This is a genomic window from Streptomyces sp. NPDC042102, from assembly GCF_055582305.1.
This window is the reverse complement of sequence record NZ_JBVJDL010000003.1, coordinates 467,368-488,087: the sequence shown is the minus strand read 5'-3', so window position 1 is coordinate 488,087 and position 20,720 is coordinate 467,368. Positions and strand designations below refer to the sequence as shown.

Here is a 20,720-nt window from a genome sequence, read left to right as displayed (position 1 = left end):
CACTCAGCTGCGGCTCGTGGCACTACCAGGTGCCGGGTGCCGCCTCCCAGCTCGGCTTCGGAGGCAGGAAGCCGCCGTCGGGCCGGGACAGGAAGGTGTTGGTCGTGCTCCGGCCGTCGCCGTGGTCGTACATGATGGCGATGTCGTCGCGGCCGTCCTTGTCGGCGTCACCGGAGACCGGCAGCCCGGCCAGGGACGAGTTCCAGACCCCTTCCGGAGTGCTCCAGCTCTGGAAGTCCTCGTTCAGCCCGCCGTCCGCCTTGCCGGTCAGCGTGAACAGGGCCGCGCGGTCGTTGTCGTAACGGAACATGACCGCCAGGTCGGCGCGGCCGTCGGCGTTGTAGTCGCCTGCGGTGATCTTGCTGCGCCCGAAGTCCCAGTTGCCCGGCGAACGGGTCCAGGAGGCCACCGGGGCGGCGAAACCGCCGTCGGGCTTGCCGAGCAGCGTGTACGCGGTCACCGTGCCGTAGCCGAAGCCGTACATCGCGATGATGTCGTCGCGGCCGTCGCCGTTGACGTCGCCGGACACCTGCTTGGACTCGTTCCAGTACCAGCCGCCCTGGGTGGACCGCCAGCTCGGGGACGAGTAGTTGAAGGTGCCGTCCGGCTTCGACAGGAAGGTGTGGGCACCGGTCGAGCCGCCGTGGTCGTAGAAGAACGCCACGTCGTCACGGCGGTCACCGTTGAAGTCACCGGCGACGAGCTTGGCCTTCTTCGCGTCCCACCAGCCGGCACCGGTGTGGGCGCTGCGCGGAAGGGGCGTGAACGTGCCGTCGGCGTTGCCCAGGAAGGTGAACATGCCGTTGGAACCGTCGTCGTAGCCGTACAGCGCGGCGAGGTCGGCACGGCCGTCGCCGTTGAAGTCGCCCGCCACCCACTGGGAGTGGGCGTAGGAGAAGTTCCAGGCGCCGCTGTTGTGGGCGAGGGCCGGGGCCGCGTACCCGCCGTCGGCCTTGGCGGTCTGGACGTAGAGCGCGGTGTCGTGGCTGCCGTGGTCGTAGACGGTGGCCAGGTCGGAACGGCCGTCGCCGTTGAAGTCACCCGCGAGCTCGGTGCGCTGGTCGGCGGTCCGGTCGGTGAAGTTGTGCTCGACGCTCACACCGGTCCAGCGGTTGTGCCGGATGTACCCCTTCTGGAAGTCCTCGCGGGGGCCGCCGTAGACGTCGTACTCGTCGGACTTCGGGTAGCCCAGCCAGCTCTTCTCGGCGCCGAGCTCGAGCCACTTCTTGCGGATCGTGCCCCGGACCGACCAGGCGCCGCCGTTCTTGGGGATCCAGTGGATGGACGCGGTGTCGGAGGTCTCCTTGGAGCGGCGGAAGGTGTTGTAGCGGCCCACACCGTCGGAGTGCCCGGTCTCGTCGGAGGTCGGGTAGCCGAGCAGGCCGCCCGGCCCGCCGGTCTCCAGGTACTTCTTGTAGATGCCGCCGTACGTCGACCAGGCGCCGAACTCGGGCGACCAGTAGATGGCGCCGTTGCCGGTCGAACCGGCGAACGTGGAGAACCGGCCCGCCTCGTCGAAGGTCTTGTCCTCGTCGGAGGTCGGGTAGCCCAGGACGCCCTTCTCGGCGCCCAGGCTCATCCACTTGTCGCGGATGCCGTTGATGAGCATCCAGGCACCGGTGCTCGGGTGCCAGTAGATGGACGCGTTGTCGGCGCCGAGGCCATTGCCCCGCAGGTGCACGAAGCGGCCGCCGTCGGCGGTGTCCGTGACGTTGCCCGAGGGCTTGCCGAAGTCCGCGACCCCGCCCTTGGCCTTGAACTTGGCCAGGATGGGCCCGCACAGCTTGTGCTTGGCCGTCGCCGAGACCGCCGAGGGGATCTCCTCGCAGGTGGTCCACGGGGTGCCGCTGACGGCGATCTGACGGGCGGGACCGAAGACCGAGCCGCTGGTCAGCGGGCGGCCCTGGAACTCGTGGATCACACCGTTGTTGTCACGCGACCACAGGTCGGGGAAGCCGTCCTGCTCGAAGTCGCCCACGCTGGTCAGGTGCGGCCAGGCGGTGCCGGTGAAGCCGGAGCCGATGTCGGTCTTGCGGACGCCTGCGTCCGCGTAGACGGTCAGGTCGATGGCCAGCGGCGCCGCGGTGTCGGTGGTCTTGCGGCTGGCGTACTGGTGGATCTTGCCGGTGGTCTTGGCGCGGGCCCAGATCTCGGGGAAGCCGTCGCCGTTGAGGTCGCCGGGGGCGGCCAGGGTCATGTCCTGCCAGTCGGCGTTGCCGAGCAGGTACGGGCCTCCGTTCACGTTGAGCTCGCCGGTCGTGCTACCGGTGTAGAGCCAGAGCTCGCCGCCCGCCTTGACGAGCAGGTCGGGGGCGTCGTTCTCGTCGACCTTGCCGTTGGCGTCGTCGTCGTCGATGCTGCTGATCGCCAGGACCTGGTCGGCCTGGTCCCACTTGCGCTGCGCGTCGTCATAGACCTGCAGCTCCAGGCGGGTGGAGTCGGCGGGCAGCAGGTCGCCGTCGCCGGCGCCGGAGTAGACGTAGATGTTCTTCTTGTTGGGCTCCCCGGGCACCGGGCGCAGGACGAGGAGGTCCTCGTAGAAGTCGCTGTCCCAGCTGCCCCACTGGGTCAGCGAGATGGCGTTGGCGAAGTTGTCCTTGTCGGGCTTGCCGACCTTGCGGGGCTCGCCGAAGGCGCCGTTGCCGCGGCCGGGGACCGTCCACAGCTGGCTGTCGCCCGGGCCCACGCTCCAGATGTCGGTCGCACCGTCACCGTTGGTGTCGCCGTGCTTGTCGCGCGTGGGCTGGCGCTTGGCGGTGTAGCGGTAGGCCTTCGCGTTGGACCGGTTGCCCGCCGCGTCCATGCTCCAGACGATGAGGCCGTGCGGGCCCGCCGCCAACGGGGTGTACTTGATCGTCGCGGTACGGCCGGGGCCGGTCGCGTCCACGGTACGGACGGTCGGGTCGGTCAGCGTGTGCCACTGGTACCGGGTGATGTCGGTGTCCGCGCCGGGGTCGAAAGTGAAGGTGCCCTCGGTGCGCGCGAGGCCGGGGGTCGCCCCGGGCTTGTCGTCCGGGGGGAACTGGGCCGACTGCACTCCGGGCACCGAGCCGGGACGGGAGCGGTCGATGTCGAACACGCACTGGCCCGCCCAGGGGCCCGTGCCGCCGGCGTCGTCGACGCCGCGCACGTCCCACCGGTAGGAGCTTCCGGTGAGCTCGGAGGCCGGGATCCGCAGCATGGCGGCGTTGCCGCTGACGACCGGGACCTTCGGGGCCTTCAGCGTGCCGTAGTCGTCGGCCTTCCAGTAGTGGAACTCGGCCTTGAGGCCGTTGTTCTCGGCGTCGCCGACCCAGGCGCGCAGCACGACCTCGTCGGCCGTGCCCATGTAGCCGCCCTCGCACTTGACGTACGGCTCCGACCAGCGGTCGTTGATGGGGTACGGCGGGGTGTTGTACTCGGTGGAGATGCGGACGCTGTCCGGGTTCATCCTGCGCCAGGACACGTCGACGGTGTCATTGACGGACTTCAGGCCCATGGTCCAGGCGGGCCAGCCCCAGCGGGCGGCGTCCGCGACCGCGGAGGTCACGTTCAGCTCGACGAGGTCACCGTCGTTCGAACAGTTGCGGCCGCCGTAGGACTGGCTGGAGGAGTCGACCATCCGCTTCCAGGCCGGCTGATTGTTCCAGCTGGTCCTGTCGTTGATGCCGTCCGTGTCCCAGACCTGGATCTCGCCGGACTTGCAGATGTGGGAGCCCGCGTACCGCTGCTGGATGCGCAGCGTGGCGCCGATGATCTGCTTGCCCCTCAGTTCCCCCATACCGACCTGGAAGAACGTCTTGGCGCAGACGACGGCGTTGCCGTAGTCCCGGTCCTTGGCGCAGCCGACCCGGGCGTCCTTGCTGAGGGTGCCGCCGTTCCAGTACGGCGTGCTCGCGGAGCCCGGGATGCCGTTGTGCTTGTAGGCGACCGCCCAGGCCGACTTCCAGTCGTCGCGCGTCCACGCGGGGTCGATGACCACCGGGAACGCGGTGTCGGCCGCGGTGAGCAGCTTGCGGTCCGGGGTGAGGGTCAGCTTGTCGTTCTTCAGTTCCACGCCGAGGTCGGCCTGGCGGGTACCGAGCGCGATGCCGTCGACGGCGGGTACCGGGTCGGTCCCCGGGGTGGTAGCGGCCGGGGCCGCCTCCGTGGCGCCCGCGGACTTCGCCGCCGGCGCGCCCGCGGACTTCGCCCCGGTGGCCGGAGCGGCGGGAGCCGCCTGTGCTGCGGGGGCCTGCTGCTCGGCGCCCGAGTCCCACATCTGCGGCCGGGCCGAGCTGAACAGCGTCTGGCCTGCCGGGTCCACGGCGCGCAGTTCGCCGTTCGCCTCCTTGCGGACGGTGAGGCCGTTGCCCGTGAGGCCGAACGTGAGGGACGAGAGCGCCGGGTCGGCCGCGGCCTCGCGGTTCTTGACCACGAGCTGGTGCGAGAACCCGATGGCGTCCGCCGTGACCCGCAGGTCCACGCCCTTGATGACCTCGGCGTAGGTGGCGGTGTTCCCGTCCAGGGCCGGGGCGGGCAGCGGCTTGGGCCAGGTCAGGACGACGTCGCGGCCGTCCTTGCGCATGGTGACCAGCGGAGCGTTGCCGCCGCCGGAGAAGGTGAGGTCGACGCCGGCCGCCTTGGGGGCCACCCGGCCGTCCTTGAGCTTGGTCAGGCCCGTGTCGAGCGGGACCAGCTTGCCGTCGCGGCGGACACGCGTCGGCAACAGCGATTTCTCGGAGGTGAAGGTCCCGTTCGGGTTGGCCCAGATCTCCTCGTTCTCACTGCGCTGCGCGGTGACCTCGACGCGCTTGCCGGTGCGCTTGGCGTCGGCGGACGCCGTGGCCGCCGCGTCCGCCTTGGCGGCCGTGGGCGCGGGCTTGGCGGACTTCGCGGCGGAGCCGGCGGGGTCCGCCGCAGCGGCGGCGGGTATCGCGCCGACCAGGGTGGCGACCAGCGCGGTCGCCAGGATGAGTACGGGTGCCCTGCGGGAGGGCCGCCCCGCGACGCGGGGTCGCGTCGGGAAGGGTCTCACTGACTGAGTCCTCGGTGTCGGTTCCGGCGGCACCCCCGGGGGGACCGGCCGGAAAGCATCGGTCGAACGGCGCGTCGATGGCCGGTTTTCAGCCACGCGACAAAAATCACCACCGTTCGATTGATTTGTAGCAGCCGAACGGACTCGCGACCGAACTTAACCCCCTCCTTCAGGCGCCCGAACGGGGATCGCGCGAGCCCCTTTATCACACCCCAAACCGGAATACATAATTCCGAATTATCCCTTCCGGTTAGCCCCCTCACCTGCACAAACGGAGGGAGGAGCTACCGCGACGAAACCACCCCCTTCTTTCCTGATTTCCCGATCACGGCTGTAAGTTCGGCGGGATTGCCCATTACCGCGGAAACCTGTGAACCGCGGAACAGGAACGGGAGTGTTCGATTTTGATACGACCCCGGGCGCACGCCATGCGTGCGCCTTTGAGACGTGTCTGGCGGTGGCCCGTACCGGTGCTCGCCGTCGTCATGATGACCACGGGGCTGACCGCGATCGACGCGGCAGCGGCCTCCGGGCCCGCACTGCCCGGCAAGCAGAAGCTGACCAAGGTCAGCGGCGCGAACGTCAAGGGCAAGCCCGCACCGGGCCCCGCCGAGTCGCAGAAGAAGGCGTGGAAGGGCGCCCCGGCCATCGCATGGCCCACGCCGGGATCGGCTGAAGTCAGCCTCCCGAACGCCCCGGCGGCACCGGCCGCCCGGCTGAAATCGGCTGACGGCCAGGCCGCCGCCGCGCCCGCCGCCCGGGACGCCGGCTCCGCCCCCGCCGGCCGGCCGGTCAAGGCCGGCAGCCTCCCGGTGTCGGTCACCGCGGTCGCCCCGCCGGCCCCCCCTGCCCCCGCGGCCGCGAAGCGGTCCGCGGACGGCTCGGCCCCGGCCGCGGCCCCGGCCGCGGACGCCGCGCCGCCGGCCGCCCCCGCCGACGTCAAGCTGAACGTCGCCCTGCACGACCGGGCCGTCGCCCAGCGCGCGGGTCTCGCCAACAGCGTGCTCGTGTCCGTGGACCGGACGGACACGGCCCCCGCGGCCGCTCCCGTCTCGGTGGAGCTGGACTACAACGCCTTCAAGAACGCGTACGGCGGCAGCTGGGGCTCCCGTCTGACCTTCTCGGCGATCCCCACCTGTGCGCTGACCACCCCGGAGCGCCCCGAGTGCCAGGGCAGCACCCCGGTCAGCACCCGCAACGACGCGAAGACCGGCAAGCTGGTCGCCACCTTCGACGCGCCGGCGAAGGCCGCGCCCGTCAAGCCGGTGGGCAAGTCGTTCCTGAGCGCCCCGGCGGCAGCCGGCCTCGCCGCCCCGGCCTCGGCCGGGATGACGCTGGCCGCCTCCCCCGGAGCGAGCGGCGCGAACGGCACGTACAAGGCCACCTCGCTCAGCGCCTCGGGCTCCTGGCAGGCCGGCGGCTCCGCGGGTGACTTCTCGTGGTCCTACCCGCTGGACATCCCCGCCTCCCTGGGCGGTCCGAGCCCGTCGCTGTCGCTGGGCTACTCCAGCGCGCAGATCGACGGCCGTACGAACGCCTCCCAGCAGCAGACCTCCTGGGTCGGCGACGGCTGGGACCTGGCCTCGAACTTCATCGAGCGGGGCTACGTCCCGTGCAGCCAGGACAAGCGCAAGGACTCCGGGTACAACAACCCGAAGGACGACACCGGCGACCTGTGCCACGGCGCGCCCATGGTCACCATGTCCCTCAACGGCGGCTCCACCCAGCTCGTCCTGGACGACACGACCAAGAAGTGGCGTCCGGCCAAGGACGACGGTTCCCGCGTCGAGCTGCTCCAGGGCGCCGACAACGGGGACAAGGAGGGCGACCACTGGCGGTTCACCAACCCGCAGGGCATCCAGTTCTACTTCGGTCTGAACAAGGTCCCGGGCTGGACGGACGGCAAGCCGCTCACCAACTCGGCCTGGAACGTCCCGGTCTACGCCAACCACCCCGGTGAGCCCTGCTACAAGTCGACGTTCGCCGACGCGGTCTGCAACCAGACCTACCGGTGGAACCTCGACTACGTCGTGGACCCGCGCGGCAACGCGATGACCTACTGGTACCAGAAGGAGGTCAACCACTACGGGTCGAACTACAAGATCGCCGGCGGTTCGACCGCCCGGTCGTACGACCGGTCCGGCTGGCTGGACCACGTCTCCTACGGTCTGCGCAGCGACAACCTGTTCGCCCCGGCCCCGGCCCAGGTGAACTTCACCGTCGCCGAGCGCTGCCTGACGTCCAAGGACTTCGACTGCGACCCGGCGAAGCTCAAGCCGGAGGTGGACTGGAACATCGCCAAGATGTGGCCGGACACCCCGGGCGACCAGCTGTGCGCCGCGGGCGAGGAGTGCAAGGGCCGGTTCACCCCGACCTTCTTCTCCCGCAAGCGTCTGACCGAGGTCAGCACCTTCGTCTGGAACGGCTCGGCGCACAAGCCGGTCGACACCTGGAAGCTGGTCCAGGACTTCCCGATGACCGGTGACGGCACGGACTACCCGCTGTGGCTGTCCGAGATCCGGCACGTCGGCAAGAACGGCACGCAGATCGAGCTCCCGCCGGTGAAGTTCCGCGGCACGCAGCTCGACAACCGCGTCGACGGCCTGGGTGACGGCAAGCCGCCGTACAAGCGCTACCGCGTCAACGTCATCGACACCGAGACCGGTTCGACGATCCACGCGAACTACGCGCCCACCGAGTGCCGGGCCGCCGATCCGCGCGTGATCCCGGCCTCGCCGGAGAACAACACCCTGCGCTGCTACCCGGTCATCTCCGAACTCCCGGACCCGAACGACCCCAAGCGCGAGAACAAGATCTACTCCACCGACTGGTTCCACAAGCACATCGTGGACTGGGTCCGGGAGGAGGACCGCAACGGCAACTCGCCGCCGCGGGTCAGCACGTACGAGTTCGTCGGCAAGCCCGCCTGGGCCTACGACGACGAGACCGAGATGATGCGCCCCAAGACCCGCACGTGGTCGCAGTGGCGCGGCTACGAGCGGGTCAAGACGTACATCGGTGAGGCCCCCGACAAGCGCTCCATGACGGAGACGCTCTTCTTCCGCGGCCTGGACGGCGACCGTGCCGGCCCGTCCGGCGGCAGGAAGTCGGTCAAGGTCAAGGACTCCGAGGGCATCGAGCTCGACGACCACCGTCTCTTCGCGGGCCAGACCCGCGAGGTCCTGGCCTACAACGGCGAGGGCGGAGCGCTCGAGGCGGCCACGACGTACACCCCGTGGCTGCACGGCCCGACGGCGACGCGCCTGCGCAAGGGCGAGACGGCCGAGGAGGACATCGAGCCGCAGCAGGCCTTCGTCCAGCAGACGACGAACGTCGGCTCCCGCATCCTGCTCTCCGACAACCGCGGCTGGCGCCGTACGGCGATGGAGACCAAGTACGACAACCGCGGCTTCGCGCAGTGGGTGTCGAACAAGGGCGACGTCGCGGACCCGTCCGACGACAGCTGCACCCGTTACGAGTACGACTCGGACGAGACGCGCTGGATCATCGCCCGCCAGAAGCGGGTGGAGACGGTCGCCAAGGCGTGTGACGCCACCGTGGCGCGCCCGGCGGACGTGACGTCGGACATCAAGATGTCCTACGACGCGGCCGGCAACGTCAAGCAGACCGAGTCCCTCACGGGCTACAACGGCAGCACGCCGCAGTACCAGGTCGACGGCAGCGCAACGTTCGACGCGTACGGCCGCCCGAAGACCACGACCGACGTCTTCGGCAAGGTCACCAAGCTGGACTACACCCCCGCGGCGGGCCAGATCACCACCAAGGTGGTCACGACCAACCACGCGGGTCACACCCAGACCACGGAGACCGACCAGGGCCGCGGCTCGATCCTGGCGAAGCAGGACACCAACGGCCGCCGCCAGGTGATGGAGTACGACGCCCTCGGGCGCCTGTCGAAGGTCTGGTCCCCGGACCGCGACCCGAACAGCAAGTCGCCGGACGGCATCTTCAGCTACGACGTCCGCACCGACGGGCCGGTGGTCATCACCAACAAGGCCCTGCTGGACGACGGCACGTACCGCACCAGCTACGACATCTACGACAGCAGCCTGCGGATCCGCCAGACCCAGATGGAGGCCCTCGGCGAGGGCCGTGTCATCACGGACACCTTCTACAACAGCCTGGGCCGGCTCTGGAAGACCAACGGCGCGTACTACGCGGCCGGCGCGGCCTCGGGCACGCAGTTCGCCCCGAAGGACAACCAGGTCCCGTCCTCGACGGTGACCGAGTACGACGGCTCGGGCCGTTCGGTCGCGCAGATCTCGCGGAAGCTGGGCGAGGAGACCTCCCGGACGACCACGTCGTACGGCGGCGACAACATCACCGTCGACCCGCCGAAGGGCGAGACCCCGACCCGGGCCTTCCTGGACGGCGTGGGCCGCAAGACGGAGCTCCGCTTCTTCAAGTCGGACTCCCCGACGGGTGCGTACGACACCACGCGCTACACCTACAACCAGAGCGGATTGCTGGAGTCGGTCGTCAACCAGGCGGGCGACAAGTGGGCGTTCGAGTACGACATCCGGGGCCGCGTGACCAAGCAGTCGGACCCTGACAAGGGATCGGCCAAGACCGTCTACGGTAAGGGCGACCGGGTCGAGTCGGTCACGGACGCCCGTGGCAAGGTCGTGGCTCCCGAGTACGACGCACTCGGCCGTGTGATCGCCACGCACGAGGGTTCGGTCACGGGTCCGAAGCTGACGTCGACCACGTACGACACCCTGCCGGGTGCCATCGGCCTGCCGGTGGCGATGACGCGTTACGTGGACGGCAAGGCGTACACCCAGGAGGTCACCGGGTACGACACCGAGTACCGTCCGACCGGGACCAAGGTGACGATCCCGTCGTCGGAAGGTGCCCTCGGAGGGACGTACTCCTTCAGCAGCGGGTACCGGCCGAACACCGGCCTCACCAACTGGAACCAGCAGCCGGCCGTGGCCGGTCTGCCCGCCGAGCGCACCACGATCCAGTACAACCACTTCGAGCTGCCCACGGTCATGGGCATCCAGGGCAAGACGTTCGTCGGCAAGGTCGACTACTCGCCCATGGGCGACGTCCTGCGCACCGAGTCGGGCCCGGCCCTCTCCCAGGTCTACACGACGAACTTCTTCGACGAGCAGACGCGCCGTCTGACCAGGACGGTCAACAGCCAGGAGCGGTCGCCGGTCACGATCAACGACACGTCGTACGAGTACGACGCCGTCGGCAACATCCTCAAGGTCAGCGACAAGGAGTCGGCGACCGCGGTTCCGGACGTGCAGTGCTTCGCGTACGACTACATGCGCCGGATGAACGAGGCCTGGACCGCGACGGACGACTGCGCGGCCCAGCCGAACGCGTCCGGCCCCGGCTCCAAGCCGCAGGTCGGCGGGGTGAACCCGTACTGGAGCTCGTACAGCTTCGACGCGGCGGGCAACCGCACCAAGGAGGTCCAGCACTCTCCCACCGGTGACTTCACCAAGGACGTCACCCGTACCTACACCTACGGCACTCCCGGCCAGGCCGGAGCCAACGGGCTGAAGAAGGTCGACACCACCGGTCCGGGCGGTTCGCGCACCGAGTCGTACACCTACGACGCGGCGGGCAACACCAGGACCCGGACCATTCAGGGCGACACCCAGACCCTGGACTGGAACGAGTCCGGTCAGCTGGAAAAGGTCACCAAGGGCACGGACACCACGTCCTTCGTGTACGACGCCGGCGGCAACCGCCTGATCAAGCGGGACGCGACCGGCACCACGCTGTACCTGCCCGGCACCGAGGTGAAGCTGACCGCTGCGGGCAAGCTGGAGGGCACGCGTTACTACGCCCACCCGGCCGGCCCGGTGATGGTCAAGACCGTCAAGGACGGCGTGACCTCCACGTCGTACCTGATGACCGACAAGAACGGCACGGCGACCACCTCGGTGGAGGCCTCGACCGGGGCTGTCACCCGCCGGAAGTTCACGCCGTACGGCGAAGTGCGCGGCGCGACCCCGTCGGTGTGGCCGGGCAAGAAGGGCTTCGTCGGTGGAGACATCGACGAGTCCATCGGTACCGTCCACCTGGGCGCCCGCGAGTACGACCCGGCGACCGGCCGGTTCCTCTCGGTCGACCCGATCATCGACTACAACGAGCCCAAGCAGCAGAACCCGTACGCCTACGCGAACAACTCGCCGGTGACGTTCAGCGACCCCAGTGGTCTGTCGATCGCACCCCCCGTGATGCCGATCAAGGACTTCACGGACGCGGAAGCAGCTTGGGCCCGCATGATCCAGGGCAAGAGCGCCTTGGACATCGCGCTCGAAGTCGCGGTCGGCATCCTGAAGGACGTCTCGGGCTACAACGACATCCGTGACTGCCTGAGCGGTTCATGGGGTGCTTGTGCGGGCTTGGCCCTCGACGCGGCGCTTCCCTTCGCGGGCCGCGCGAAGCGGATCCTGAAGGCCCTGGACCGGGCTTGGGAAGCCTTCAACAGTTGGTCACAAAAGCTGGCGCTGGCACGGGACATCCTGGCTCGCGTCCAACGCTACGAGCAGGCCATGGCGAAGTACGCCGAGGACCTCGCCGAGTGGAAGCGCCAGATGGAGGAGGCGGCCGAGCGCGCGAGAAAACTGGAGGAGGAAGCCGCAGCGGCGCGCAAGGCCGCCCAGGAGGCAGCAGCCGCAGCCGCCAAGAGGGCCGACGAGGCCAAGGCGACGGCGGCCAGGCAGGGCAAGGCCTCGGCGCAGAAGGCCAAGAAGGCCGACGGTGACGGCAAGTCGTCCAAGTCCGCCGAGACGAGGAAGGCTGACAGTCCCCGCAAGGGTGGCAACACGACGAAGCCGTCCGCCTGCGAGAACAGCTTCATACCGGGTACTCGCGTCCTGATGGCCGACGGCTCGACGAAGCCGATCGAAGAGGTCGAGATCGGCGACGAAGTCGTGTCCACGGATGCGGAAGCCGGTGCGACCGAAGCGCAGCCGGTGGTCGGGCACCTCGTCAGTGGCGGCCAGAAGGATCTGGCTGAGATCACGATCGACACCGACGGCCTCGCCGGCAACGCCACCGAGAAGATCACGGCCACCGGAAACCACCCGTTCTGGTCGGCAGCGCTGGACCAGTGGATGGACGCCACCGATCTGAAGGCGGGCGACTGGCTCCGCACCTCGTCGGGCACCTGGGTCCAGGTCGTCGAGGTCAGGCGCTGGAGCCAGCAGAAGACGGTGTTCAACCTGACCGTCGCGGGCCTCCACACCTACTACGTGGTGGCCGGACAGCAGGGCGCACTCGTCCACAACTGCCCCGCAGGCGGAGACAGTCCGAGCCCGAAGGTCCCGAGCGTCGCGCAGCTGACCGAGCAGGCCCGGAACGCGGCCGTCGCCGTGGCGGAGAAGCACGGCACCACGCTCACCGAGCTGGGGCGCGGACCGCGCCACAAGACCGGCGAGCACGAGGGCTCCAACCTGTGGGACAACGGGCCGGACAGCCTTCTGTTCGCGACTCCCAAGTACCTGAAGAAGGTGAACGATTCCACGTTCACCCGGGACGACATCAAGGTGTTCTACGAGTACTTCGATGCGATCGTCCAGGCGAACGACTACCGTGCTGCACGCGGCGCGGGCAGACCGAACCCCAGCGCCGCGCATCGGCGAGACCTTCTCGGTTTCTACCTGGAGAACATGAAGTAGAAATGATCAGATTCGATGTAGTCGCTGAAGGACCGGAGCCTTTGGTGATCCAGTTCGAGCCGGCCGCGAATGAGGTCGTGCTGGCCCCGGGAGACCGCATCACCATCGAGTGGCCGAACTGGAACGGCCGGACGCCCGGCACGTTCCTCCACCGTCCGGACCGGTTGATCATCGGAGAGCCGGGCATGACGTCCGGCTGGACCAGGGTGTGGAACTCGGCAGGAGAGGAAATCACCTACTAGCGCGCCCTTCAGGACGGCCCGCCGGACTCCCGGCGGGCCGTTCTGGCTTTGCTGCTGCCGCCGCATGTCCGCCGCCCGAGCCACGCCGAGCCGGCGATCGTGATCACATGACATGATCGGCGGATGGACGATGGATTGTCCGATCCGCGTGCACTCGCCGCCGAAGTCGACTGGTCCCGCCTGTCGCACGCCTTCGGGCCGGCCGCGCCCGAGACGCCGGGCAAGCTGGCCGGTCTCGTGTCCGGGGATGCCCGCGCGGTGACGGCCGCCCTTGGCCACCTCTGGGACGATCTGCTTCACCAAGGGTCCCTCTGCTCCGCAACACCGGCCGCCGCGCTGTGCGTTGCCACGGTTCTCGGAGATCCTCGCGGCAGGCACTCCCTGACCCGCTCCCATCGCAGCCGCCTGCTGGCATGGCTGGCGGAGGTGGCTTTCGTCGTCACTGTCCGATGGGAGCGGCAGCTCCAGGAATGGGCCGGTTCTTCCGCGACGGGGGCCCGACATCCGCTCGTCGGCGACGTACGGGCGATTCGCCCCGCCCTCTTCCGGGGCGTGCTTCCCTGGGTTTCCGATCCCGACCCGGCCGTGACGGAGGCCGCGCTGCTCGCCGCCGTGCACCTTCTGGACGCGCCGGAGCTCACGTCCTACCGCGACGCACTGGCCCCGCAGGTGCGGAACGTGCTGGCCGCGAGCTCCGTCCACGGCCACCGGGCTGCGGCCATTGCGGCGCTCGAGGCCTGGGGCGAGGAGGTGGGGTCGCTGAGAGACCCGGACGCGCCGGCCGAAGACACCGGCGACGCCGCAGACGCGTTCTGGAGCGCCGACAGGGGTCCGCTCGACGAGCCGCCCTTCTAGGGGGCGGCGCGGCCGGGCCCGAGGGCCCGGCCTGCGGCGTCTGCCGATCGGCTACCGCCGCCGCATGTCCGCCACCCTCGCCCGTTCCCGGTCGCCCGGGTCGACCAGCGCCGACGCGCTGCGGAGTTGGGCCGTCGGGCCGCCGCGGCGCTGGACCGGGAGGGGGGAGTCGCGGCGGGGGCGGCGCGGGGGGATGCCGTCCACCGAGCCGCCCGGGACCGCAGAGCCCGCCACCGTGATCTGGACCCCCTGGTCCGCCAGGGCCTGGAGCTCCGTGGCGGCCCGGTCGTCGTGGGCCGGGGGCTCGTCCGTCACCAGGCGGGTGATCACGTCCGTGGGCACCGTCTGGAACATGGTGTCCGTCCCCAGCTTGGTGTGGTCCGCCAGGACCACCACCTCCGCCGCCGCCTGGACCAGCGCCCGGTCCACACTCGCGCTCAGCATGTTGGACGTGGACAGGCCCCGCTCCGCCGTCAGGCCGCTGCCCGACAGGAAGGCGCGGGAGACCCGCAGGCCCTGGAGGGACTGTTCCGCGCCACTGCCGACCAGGGCGTAGTTCGAGCCGCGCAGGGTGCCGCCGGTCATGACGACCTCCACCCGGTTGGCGTGGGCGAGGGCCTGGGCGACCAGGAGGGAGTTGGTCACGACGGTCAGGCCGGGCACCCGGGCGAGCCGGCGGGCCAGCTCCTGGGTCGTGGTGCCCGCGCCGACGACGACGGCCTCGCCCTCTTCGACCAGGCCGGCCGCGACATCGGCGATGGCGGTCTTCTCCGCCGTCGCGAGGTGGGACTTTTGCGGGAAGCCGGATTCACGGGTGAACCCGCCCGGCAGCACCGCACCGCCGTGCCGGCGGTCGAGGAGTCCTTCTGCCTCCAGCGCCCGCACGTCCCGCCGTACGGTCACTTCGGAGGTCTGGACGACGCGGGCGAGCTCACGGAGCGACACGGCCCCGTTGGCGCGCACCATTTCGAGAATCAACTGGCGACGTTCTGCAGCGAACACGAAACAGACGGTAACGCAAGCAGTCCATTCCTTTCAGGCCCTTGCCTCAAAAGGAAGAAGTTGGACGCACCGCATGTCCGTGTGTGGTATGGGTCACGACACCACCGCCACCACGGCAACACCTCGTGACGGAACTTCAAACTCCGGTTGCACAGGCCGAGTTCAAGTGCCTACCCTCATTGCGCAAGCGCAACACCAGGCTCCACAACCTCGTTCGCACAACCGTTGGTCCGATGCGTCCGACCCCGCGGGTCCACCCACGCGTCCACCAACGGTCCACCTCTCGAAGCACTGTTCGTCAGGAGCTCGCGCTCCTGGTCCGAAGGCGAGCGGGGTTTCCCGGGGGCGTCCGCCGGCTGTCGAGCCGACCCACTGGATCGCCCGAGCGCCGCCACGGCCCTCTGGCGCAGACGTGCAGGCAGTCCGGCCCTCTTTCCAGCTCCACCGGCCTCCTGCGTCGAGCCCTCACCGGCTCCGAGGAGGTAGGTCGTGACGTTCCGTGCGTTCTGTGACGAGTCGATGCGCGCCCGTGCGGGCACCCCGGGCAACCCGGCCGGCCCGGGCATCTTCATGATGGCCGCCGTGGTCCTGCCCGGTGCCGGGGCGGAGGCGCTGCACACCGCGATGGCCGCCTTACGCCTGCCCGGCCAGCGCAAGGTCCACTGGCGCGACGAGAGCCGCAGGCGGCGCCGGCAGCTGGTCGACGGCCTGGTCCGCAGCCGCGCGCAGGTCGTGAAGGCCGCGGAGGCCGCGGAGGTCGCAGCGGTTCCGGCGAGCGCGGTGGGATCGGCGGGCGTCCCGACGGGCATCCCGGCAGGCGTCCCGCCGGACGCGGAGATCGTCGTCGCCACCTGCTGCGGCATGGACCCCGCCCGCCAGGAACGCGCGCGCCGCCACGCCCTTCAGCGGCTGCTGCCCGAACTGGCCGCCCGTGACGTGACCCTGGCCGTCTTCGAGTCCCGGGGGCCCCAGCGGGACGGCGCCGACATCGCGAGTCTCCACGGGCTGCGCCGCGCCGGTGTGCTGCCGTCCGGCCTGCGCATCGCGTACGAGAAGGGAGACGCCGAGCACGCGCTCGGCGCGGCGGACATCGCCGTCGGTGCCTTCGGAGCGGCCGCGGACGGCGACGGATCGCACTGGACCACGCTCGCCCAGCAGACGAAGACCACCGTCCTCGGCTGCGCCGGCTGCGACGCCTCGCACGGCCCCGCGAACCCCCTCTGAACAGCGCGAAGGCCAGGTGTCCGTCGTCCGGCGGATGACCTGGCCCCACTTCCGGGCCCTCCTGGGCCCGGCCCCTCCACTCTGCATTCCCCCAGGTACCCGGTCAAGCGGAAGGCATAGCCCAGATGGATGAGAAGGACACGGGCCGCGAGGTCGACGAGCAGGAGTACCGCGACCGCCTCCAGGTCGCCGGTGAGCGCATCGCGGGCCTGTCGGTCAGGGACCGCAGGTCGGTGGAGGCCGCCGCCGCCCGGCTGGTGGACGAGTCCCCGTACGCGGACGGCGACATAGTCCACTCGCTCGAATCGGCGGCGGACCTGCTGTCCGCCGTGGTCGATCCCCGCGGTGTCCGCCCCACCCAGATCAGGAAGCAGCGGGTCCGGGGCAGCCGGCTGCTGTATCTGCTGCGCGCCACCGTCTGGACCCCCCTGCTGCTCGTCGACGCGACCAACGGCCGTTTCGTCGTCGGCCAGACCTACCTCTCGGACCCGCTGGCGGGGAAGAAGGGTCTGGCCAAACTCGCCCTGCCCGCCCCCGAGTCGGCCACCGACACACCCTCGCTGATCTACCGGGGCGCCCGCCAGACGGTGGCGACCGCGCTGGACGCGAACGCGGATTACGTACGCAAGAACAACAACTGGGTCGACGACATCGCCGCCAACGGCGTGATCATGCCGCTGCTGGCGGGGCACGTGGAGTACCGGTTCACCGACGGCACCCCCCGGCCCGCCGTCGGCGTCGTCGACGGGACCTCGCGGACCGCCTCGGCACACCAGCTGCTGGACCTGAGCGAGTCCGCGATCCTCGCGACGGACCCCGCCGAGCAGCGCCGCTGGATCACCCGGACGCTCTCCCGGCTCGGCCGCGAGACCGCCGGCCTGCAGCAGGACCCGGCCGTCCGGCCCGACGCGCTCGTCCGGATCGAGGCCGAGCTGAACGCCCTGACGGCGGAGGCCGACCTGATCGTCGGCTGGGGCTGGGACACGGGCGCCACCCCGCAACAGCGCGCGCACCGGGCGAGCTACTCCAGCACCCTGAACCTCGCCCTCGGGGCGCAGAACATCGAACCGAAGGCGTTCTCCGACGAGGCGCAGAAGACCCTGCTCGCCGAGCGCACCGTGAACACCCTGGCCGACCTGGGGCTGATCGACGGTGACGAGCTCGTCTTCGCCCTCGGCCGGGAGGACCTGACCCAGGTGGCCGGCAAGCTCGGCCTCAGCCACCACCGCGACGAACGGTGCGCCTGGCTGATCCGGCTGATGACCAGTGACGATCCGAAGCTGCGCCGGGCCGTCAACGAGGTGCTCGGGTTCCGGTCGTTCTCGGCGAAGAGCCGTTCGCCGTACGCCATCGAGCTGGCCCTGCGGTCCTTCTCCGGGCACGACCCGCAGTTGCTGGACCGGGCCCGCAACGCCGCGGTCAACGCGCTGTGGTCCAAGTCGGGCGGGTCGTGGACGGTCACGCCGCGGCCGGACGCGGCGGCCCTGGACGAGCTGGAGGCCGAGGCGCTGGCCGAGGTGCGGGACGGCGGTCCCGGGCGGCGCTGCCACGAGGTCGCGGCGCGCGCCGTGGTGCCCGTGCTCGCCCTGGGCGGTCTGGGCGTGGACCGGGGCTCCGCCTCCTACCGCGGCCACGTCTCGGCGGTCCTCGACAAGATGATCACCAACGAGTGGGGCATCCGGCAGCTGATGGCGGCCGTGCGGGCCTCCAGGGACGACCTGCCCTTCCCCCGGCTGGACGAGCACGGCCGCGAGATCCCGACGGACGTGCTGCTCAACACGCCCTCGCACAACAACGAGTGGCTGCGCGAGCGCGTGCTCATGAAGTCCGTCGACACGCCGGTGAGCCAGGCCGAGGGGCCGGAGCAGCGGCTGTTCCGGGCCCTGCGGGACGCCCGCGCCGCGCTCGACGCGTACTGCGAGCTGATGGATCCGCCGTACCAGTCCCTGGACGGCGCCGACTGGCGCGAGGGCCTCGCCCACGCCGGCGCGCTCGCCAAGAAGCTGGGGCTGTACGTCGTCACCGAGGAGTGAGTGGGCAGGCCGCCGCCCGGGTGGTCCGGCCGGCCCGCCCGGCCGGTCGGGCCGCCCCCCGTTACGCCTCGCCCGCCGCCTTGCGGGTGTGGAGCTGGCGGGCCACCTCGGCGATCGAGCCCGACAGGGACGGGTACACCGTGAAGGCGTTGGCGATCTGCTCGACCGTCAGGTTGTTGTCGACCGCGATCGAGATCGGGTGGATCAGTTCGCTCGCGCGCGGCGAGACGACCACGCCACCGACGACGATGCCCGTGCCCGGGCGGCAGAACAGCTTCACGAAGCCGTCCCGGATGCCCTGCATCTTGGCGCGCGGGTTGCGCAGCAGCGGCAGCTTGACGACGCGGGCGTCGATCTTGCCGGCGTCGACGTCGGCCTGGGTGTAGCCGACGGTCGCGATCTCGGGGTCGGTGAAGACGTTCGAGGAGACCGTCTTGAGGTTGAGCGGGGTCACCGCGTCACCGAGGAAGTGGTACATCGCGATCCGGCCCTGCATGGCCGCGACGGAGGCCAGCGCGAAGATGCCGGTGACGTCGCCGGCGGCGTACACGCCGGGTGCGGAGGTGCGCGAGACCTTGTCCGTCCAGATGTGGCCGGACTCCTTCAGGCGGACTCCGGACTCCTCCAGGTTCATGTTCTTGGTGTTCGGGATCGCGCCGACCGCCATCAGGCAGTGCGTGCCGGTGATGACCCGGCCGTCGGAGAGGGTGACCTCGACCCGGTCGCCGACCCGCTTGGCGGACTCGGCGCGCGAGCGGCCGATGACGTTCATGCCGCGGCGGCGGAAGACGTCCTCCAGGACGGCGGCGGCGTCCGGGTCCTCGCCGGGCAGCACGCGGTCGCGGGAGGAGACGAGGGTGACGCGCGAGCCGAGGGCCTGGTACGCGCCGGCGAACTCGGCGCCGGTGACGCCGGAACCCACCACGATCAGCTCCTCGGGGAGCTCGTCGAGGTCGTAGACCTGGGTCCAGTTCAGGATCCGCTCGCCGTCGGGCTGGGCGTCGGGGATCTCGCGGGGGGTGCCGCCGGTCGCGATCAGGACGGCGTCGGCGGTGAGGATCGTCTCCGTGCCGTCGGCGGCGGTGACGATCACGTCGCGGGTGCCGTCGATCCCCTGCGGGCCGCCGAGCTTGCCGCGGCCGCGCAGGACGCGGGCGCCGGCGCGGGTGACGGAGGCGGTGATGTCGTGGCTCTGGGCCAGCGCGAGCCGCTTGACACGCCGGTTGACCTTGCCGAGGTCGACGCCGACGACGCGGGCGGCCTGCTCCAGGTGCGGGGTGTCGTCGGCGACGATGATGCCGAGCTCTTCGTACGACGAATCGAAGTTCGTCATCACCTCGGCGGTCGCGATGAGGGTCTTGGACGGTACGCAGTCGGTCAGGACCGAGGCCCCGCCCAGACCGTCGCAGTCGACGACGGTCACCTCCGCGCCGAGCTGGGCCCCTACGAGCGCCGCCTCATACCCGCCGGGTCCGCCGCCGATGATCACGATCCGGGTCACGAAAACTCCGCCTCACGTCTACCCGGCCGGCTGCCGCCCCGGCCGGGGATTGCCGGGGGGTCTCCCCGGGGGATGCATTCCGTGCCCCATTGTCCCGCACGCTTCAAGGTGCTTCTCCCCCGGTCCGCCAACCGGGGCGGTGCCCGGCCGCCGCCGGGTCCGCCGTCCCCGCCGGGCCCGGCCCCACGGCCGCCCCACCGCCGTCCCGCGACCGCCCGGTATCCGCCGCGGCATCGGCCGCTACATCGGCCCGACAGCCCTGCGACATGCGTGCGACGGCCCGTCCGGCGGCCGGGCACACCTCCACCCGTGCCCCTCCCGTACCCTCGACCTCATGTCGCTCTACGCCGCGTACGCCGGCAACCTCGACCCGCGGCTGATGACGCGCCGCGCCCCGCATTCCCCGCTGCGCGGCACGGGGTGGCTCCAGGACTGGCGGCTGACGTTCGGCGGGGAACAGATGGGCTGGGAGGGCGCGCTCGCCACGATCGTGGAAGCGCCGCGCCACCAGGTCTTCGTCGCGCTGTACGACATCGCGCCGCTGGACGAGGACTCGATGGACCGCTGGGAAGGCGTCGGGCTCGACATCTACCGCCGCATGCGGGTCCGCGTGCAGACCCTCGACGGCGAGGAGGCGGCGTGGGTGTACGTCCTGAACGGCTACGAGGGCGGCCTGCCCTCGGCCCGCTACCTGGGTGAGATCGCCGACGCGGCCGAATCGGCGGGGGCGCCGCACGACTACGTGATGGAACTGCGCAAACGACCCTGCTGACCTCCGGCGGCGCGGCTACCCGGGAGCCGCTGCCCCACGGCCGGGACGGACCGGCACGCTGCCGGCCACCCGTCCGCGGGGCCTCCGGCGGCGCCTCAAACGCCGGCGAGGCTACTCGGGAGCCACTGCTTGACGGCCAGAGGGGAACGGCACTCTGCCGCCCGCGCCTCCGTGGGGCCCCACCGGCGCACAGCCGGCCCCCTGCCGTGAGCACCCCGGCCGCAAGGCCACCCCGGCGCCCGGGCCACGGCCGGTCGAGGTCCGGGGCCCAGGGGCCGTACCGGCCCCGGGGTCGAGGACCGGCCGAGGACCGGCCGAGGCCCAGTACGGGGCCCGCCCAGGCCCGGTCGGATCCTGGCCGGCGCCCGGCTCGACACCCACCCGGAGCCGGGTCGAGCCCCGGGCGGGGGCTCGGGCAGAGAGCCCAC

The 20,720-nt window shown here is 70.7% G+C and carries 9 protein-coding genes; 6 read left to right on the top strand and 3 right to left on the bottom strand.

Annotated features, from left to right (window positions below):
• Positions 1 to 22: 22 nt before the first annotated feature.
• Positions 23 to 4,996, bottom strand: coding sequence for an FG-GAP-like repeat-containing protein (locus ACZ6KO_RS15500; RefSeq protein ID WP_469304486.1), 4,974 nt, complete (start codon positions 4,994 to 4,996; stop codon positions 23 to 25).
• A 440-nt stretch (positions 4,997 to 5,436) separates the two neighbouring features.
• Between ACZ6KO_RS15500 and ACZ6KO_RS15495 the strand changes: the two genes are divergently transcribed.
• From ACZ6KO_RS15495 to ACZ6KO_RS15485, 3 genes are all read left to right on the top strand, one after another.
• Positions 5,437 to 12,663, top strand: coding sequence for a polymorphic toxin-type HINT domain-containing protein (locus ACZ6KO_RS15495; RefSeq protein ID WP_469304485.1), 7,227 nt, complete (start codon positions 5,437 to 5,439; stop codon positions 12,661 to 12,663).
• 44 nt (positions 12,664 to 12,707) lie between these two features.
• On the top strand, positions 12,708 to 12,905 hold the full coding sequence (locus ACZ6KO_RS15490) for a hypothetical protein (RefSeq protein WP_469304484.1): 198 nt from the start codon (positions 12,708 to 12,710) through the stop codon (positions 12,903 to 12,905).
• 123 nt (positions 12,906 to 13,028) lie between these two features.
• On the top strand, positions 13,029 to 13,760 hold the full coding sequence (locus ACZ6KO_RS15485) for a hypothetical protein (protein ID WP_469304483.1): 732 nt from the start codon (positions 13,029 to 13,031) through the stop codon (positions 13,758 to 13,760).
• A 51-nt stretch (positions 13,761 to 13,811) separates the two neighbouring features.
• On the opposite strand, the gene ACZ6KO_RS15480 is transcribed toward ACZ6KO_RS15485, so the two are convergent.
• The gene (locus tag ACZ6KO_RS15480) at positions 13,812 to 14,762 is read right to left on the bottom strand and encodes a DeoR/GlpR family DNA-binding transcription regulator (RefSeq protein WP_469304482.1); all 951 of its coding nucleotides are present in this window, start codon (positions 14,760 to 14,762) and stop codon (positions 13,812 to 13,814) included.
• Positions 14,763 to 15,251: 489 nt separating this feature from the next.
• Between ACZ6KO_RS15480 and ACZ6KO_RS15475 the strand changes: the two genes are divergently transcribed.
• Together ACZ6KO_RS15475 and ACZ6KO_RS15470 are read left to right on the top strand one after the other, a co-directional pair.
• On the top strand, positions 15,252 to 15,986 hold the full coding sequence (locus ACZ6KO_RS15475; RefSeq protein WP_469304481.1) for a hypothetical protein: 735 nt from the start codon (positions 15,252 to 15,254) through the stop codon (positions 15,984 to 15,986).
• A gap of 125 nt (positions 15,987 to 16,111) precedes the next feature.
• Complete coding sequence (locus ACZ6KO_RS15470) at positions 16,112 to 18,019, top strand: hypothetical protein (protein WP_469304480.1); 1,908 nt, start codon at positions 16,112 to 16,114, stop codon at positions 18,017 to 18,019.
• Positions 18,020 to 18,080: 61 nt separating this feature from the next.
• On the opposite strand, the gene ACZ6KO_RS15465 is transcribed toward ACZ6KO_RS15470, so the two are convergent.
• The gene (locus ACZ6KO_RS15465) at positions 18,081 to 19,520 is read right to left on the bottom strand and encodes an NAD(P)H-quinone dehydrogenase (protein ID WP_469304479.1); all 1,440 of its coding nucleotides are present in this window, start codon (positions 19,518 to 19,520) and stop codon (positions 18,081 to 18,083) included.
• 334 nt (positions 19,521 to 19,854) lie between these two features.
• Between ACZ6KO_RS15465 and ACZ6KO_RS15460 the strand changes: the two genes are divergently transcribed.
• Positions 19,855 to 20,292: a gamma-glutamylcyclotransferase family protein gene (locus ACZ6KO_RS15460; protein WP_401454834.1), complete on the top strand. Its 438-nt coding sequence runs from the start codon at positions 19,855 to 19,857 to the stop codon at positions 20,290 to 20,292.
• Positions 20,293 to 20,720 lie beyond the last annotated feature (428 nt).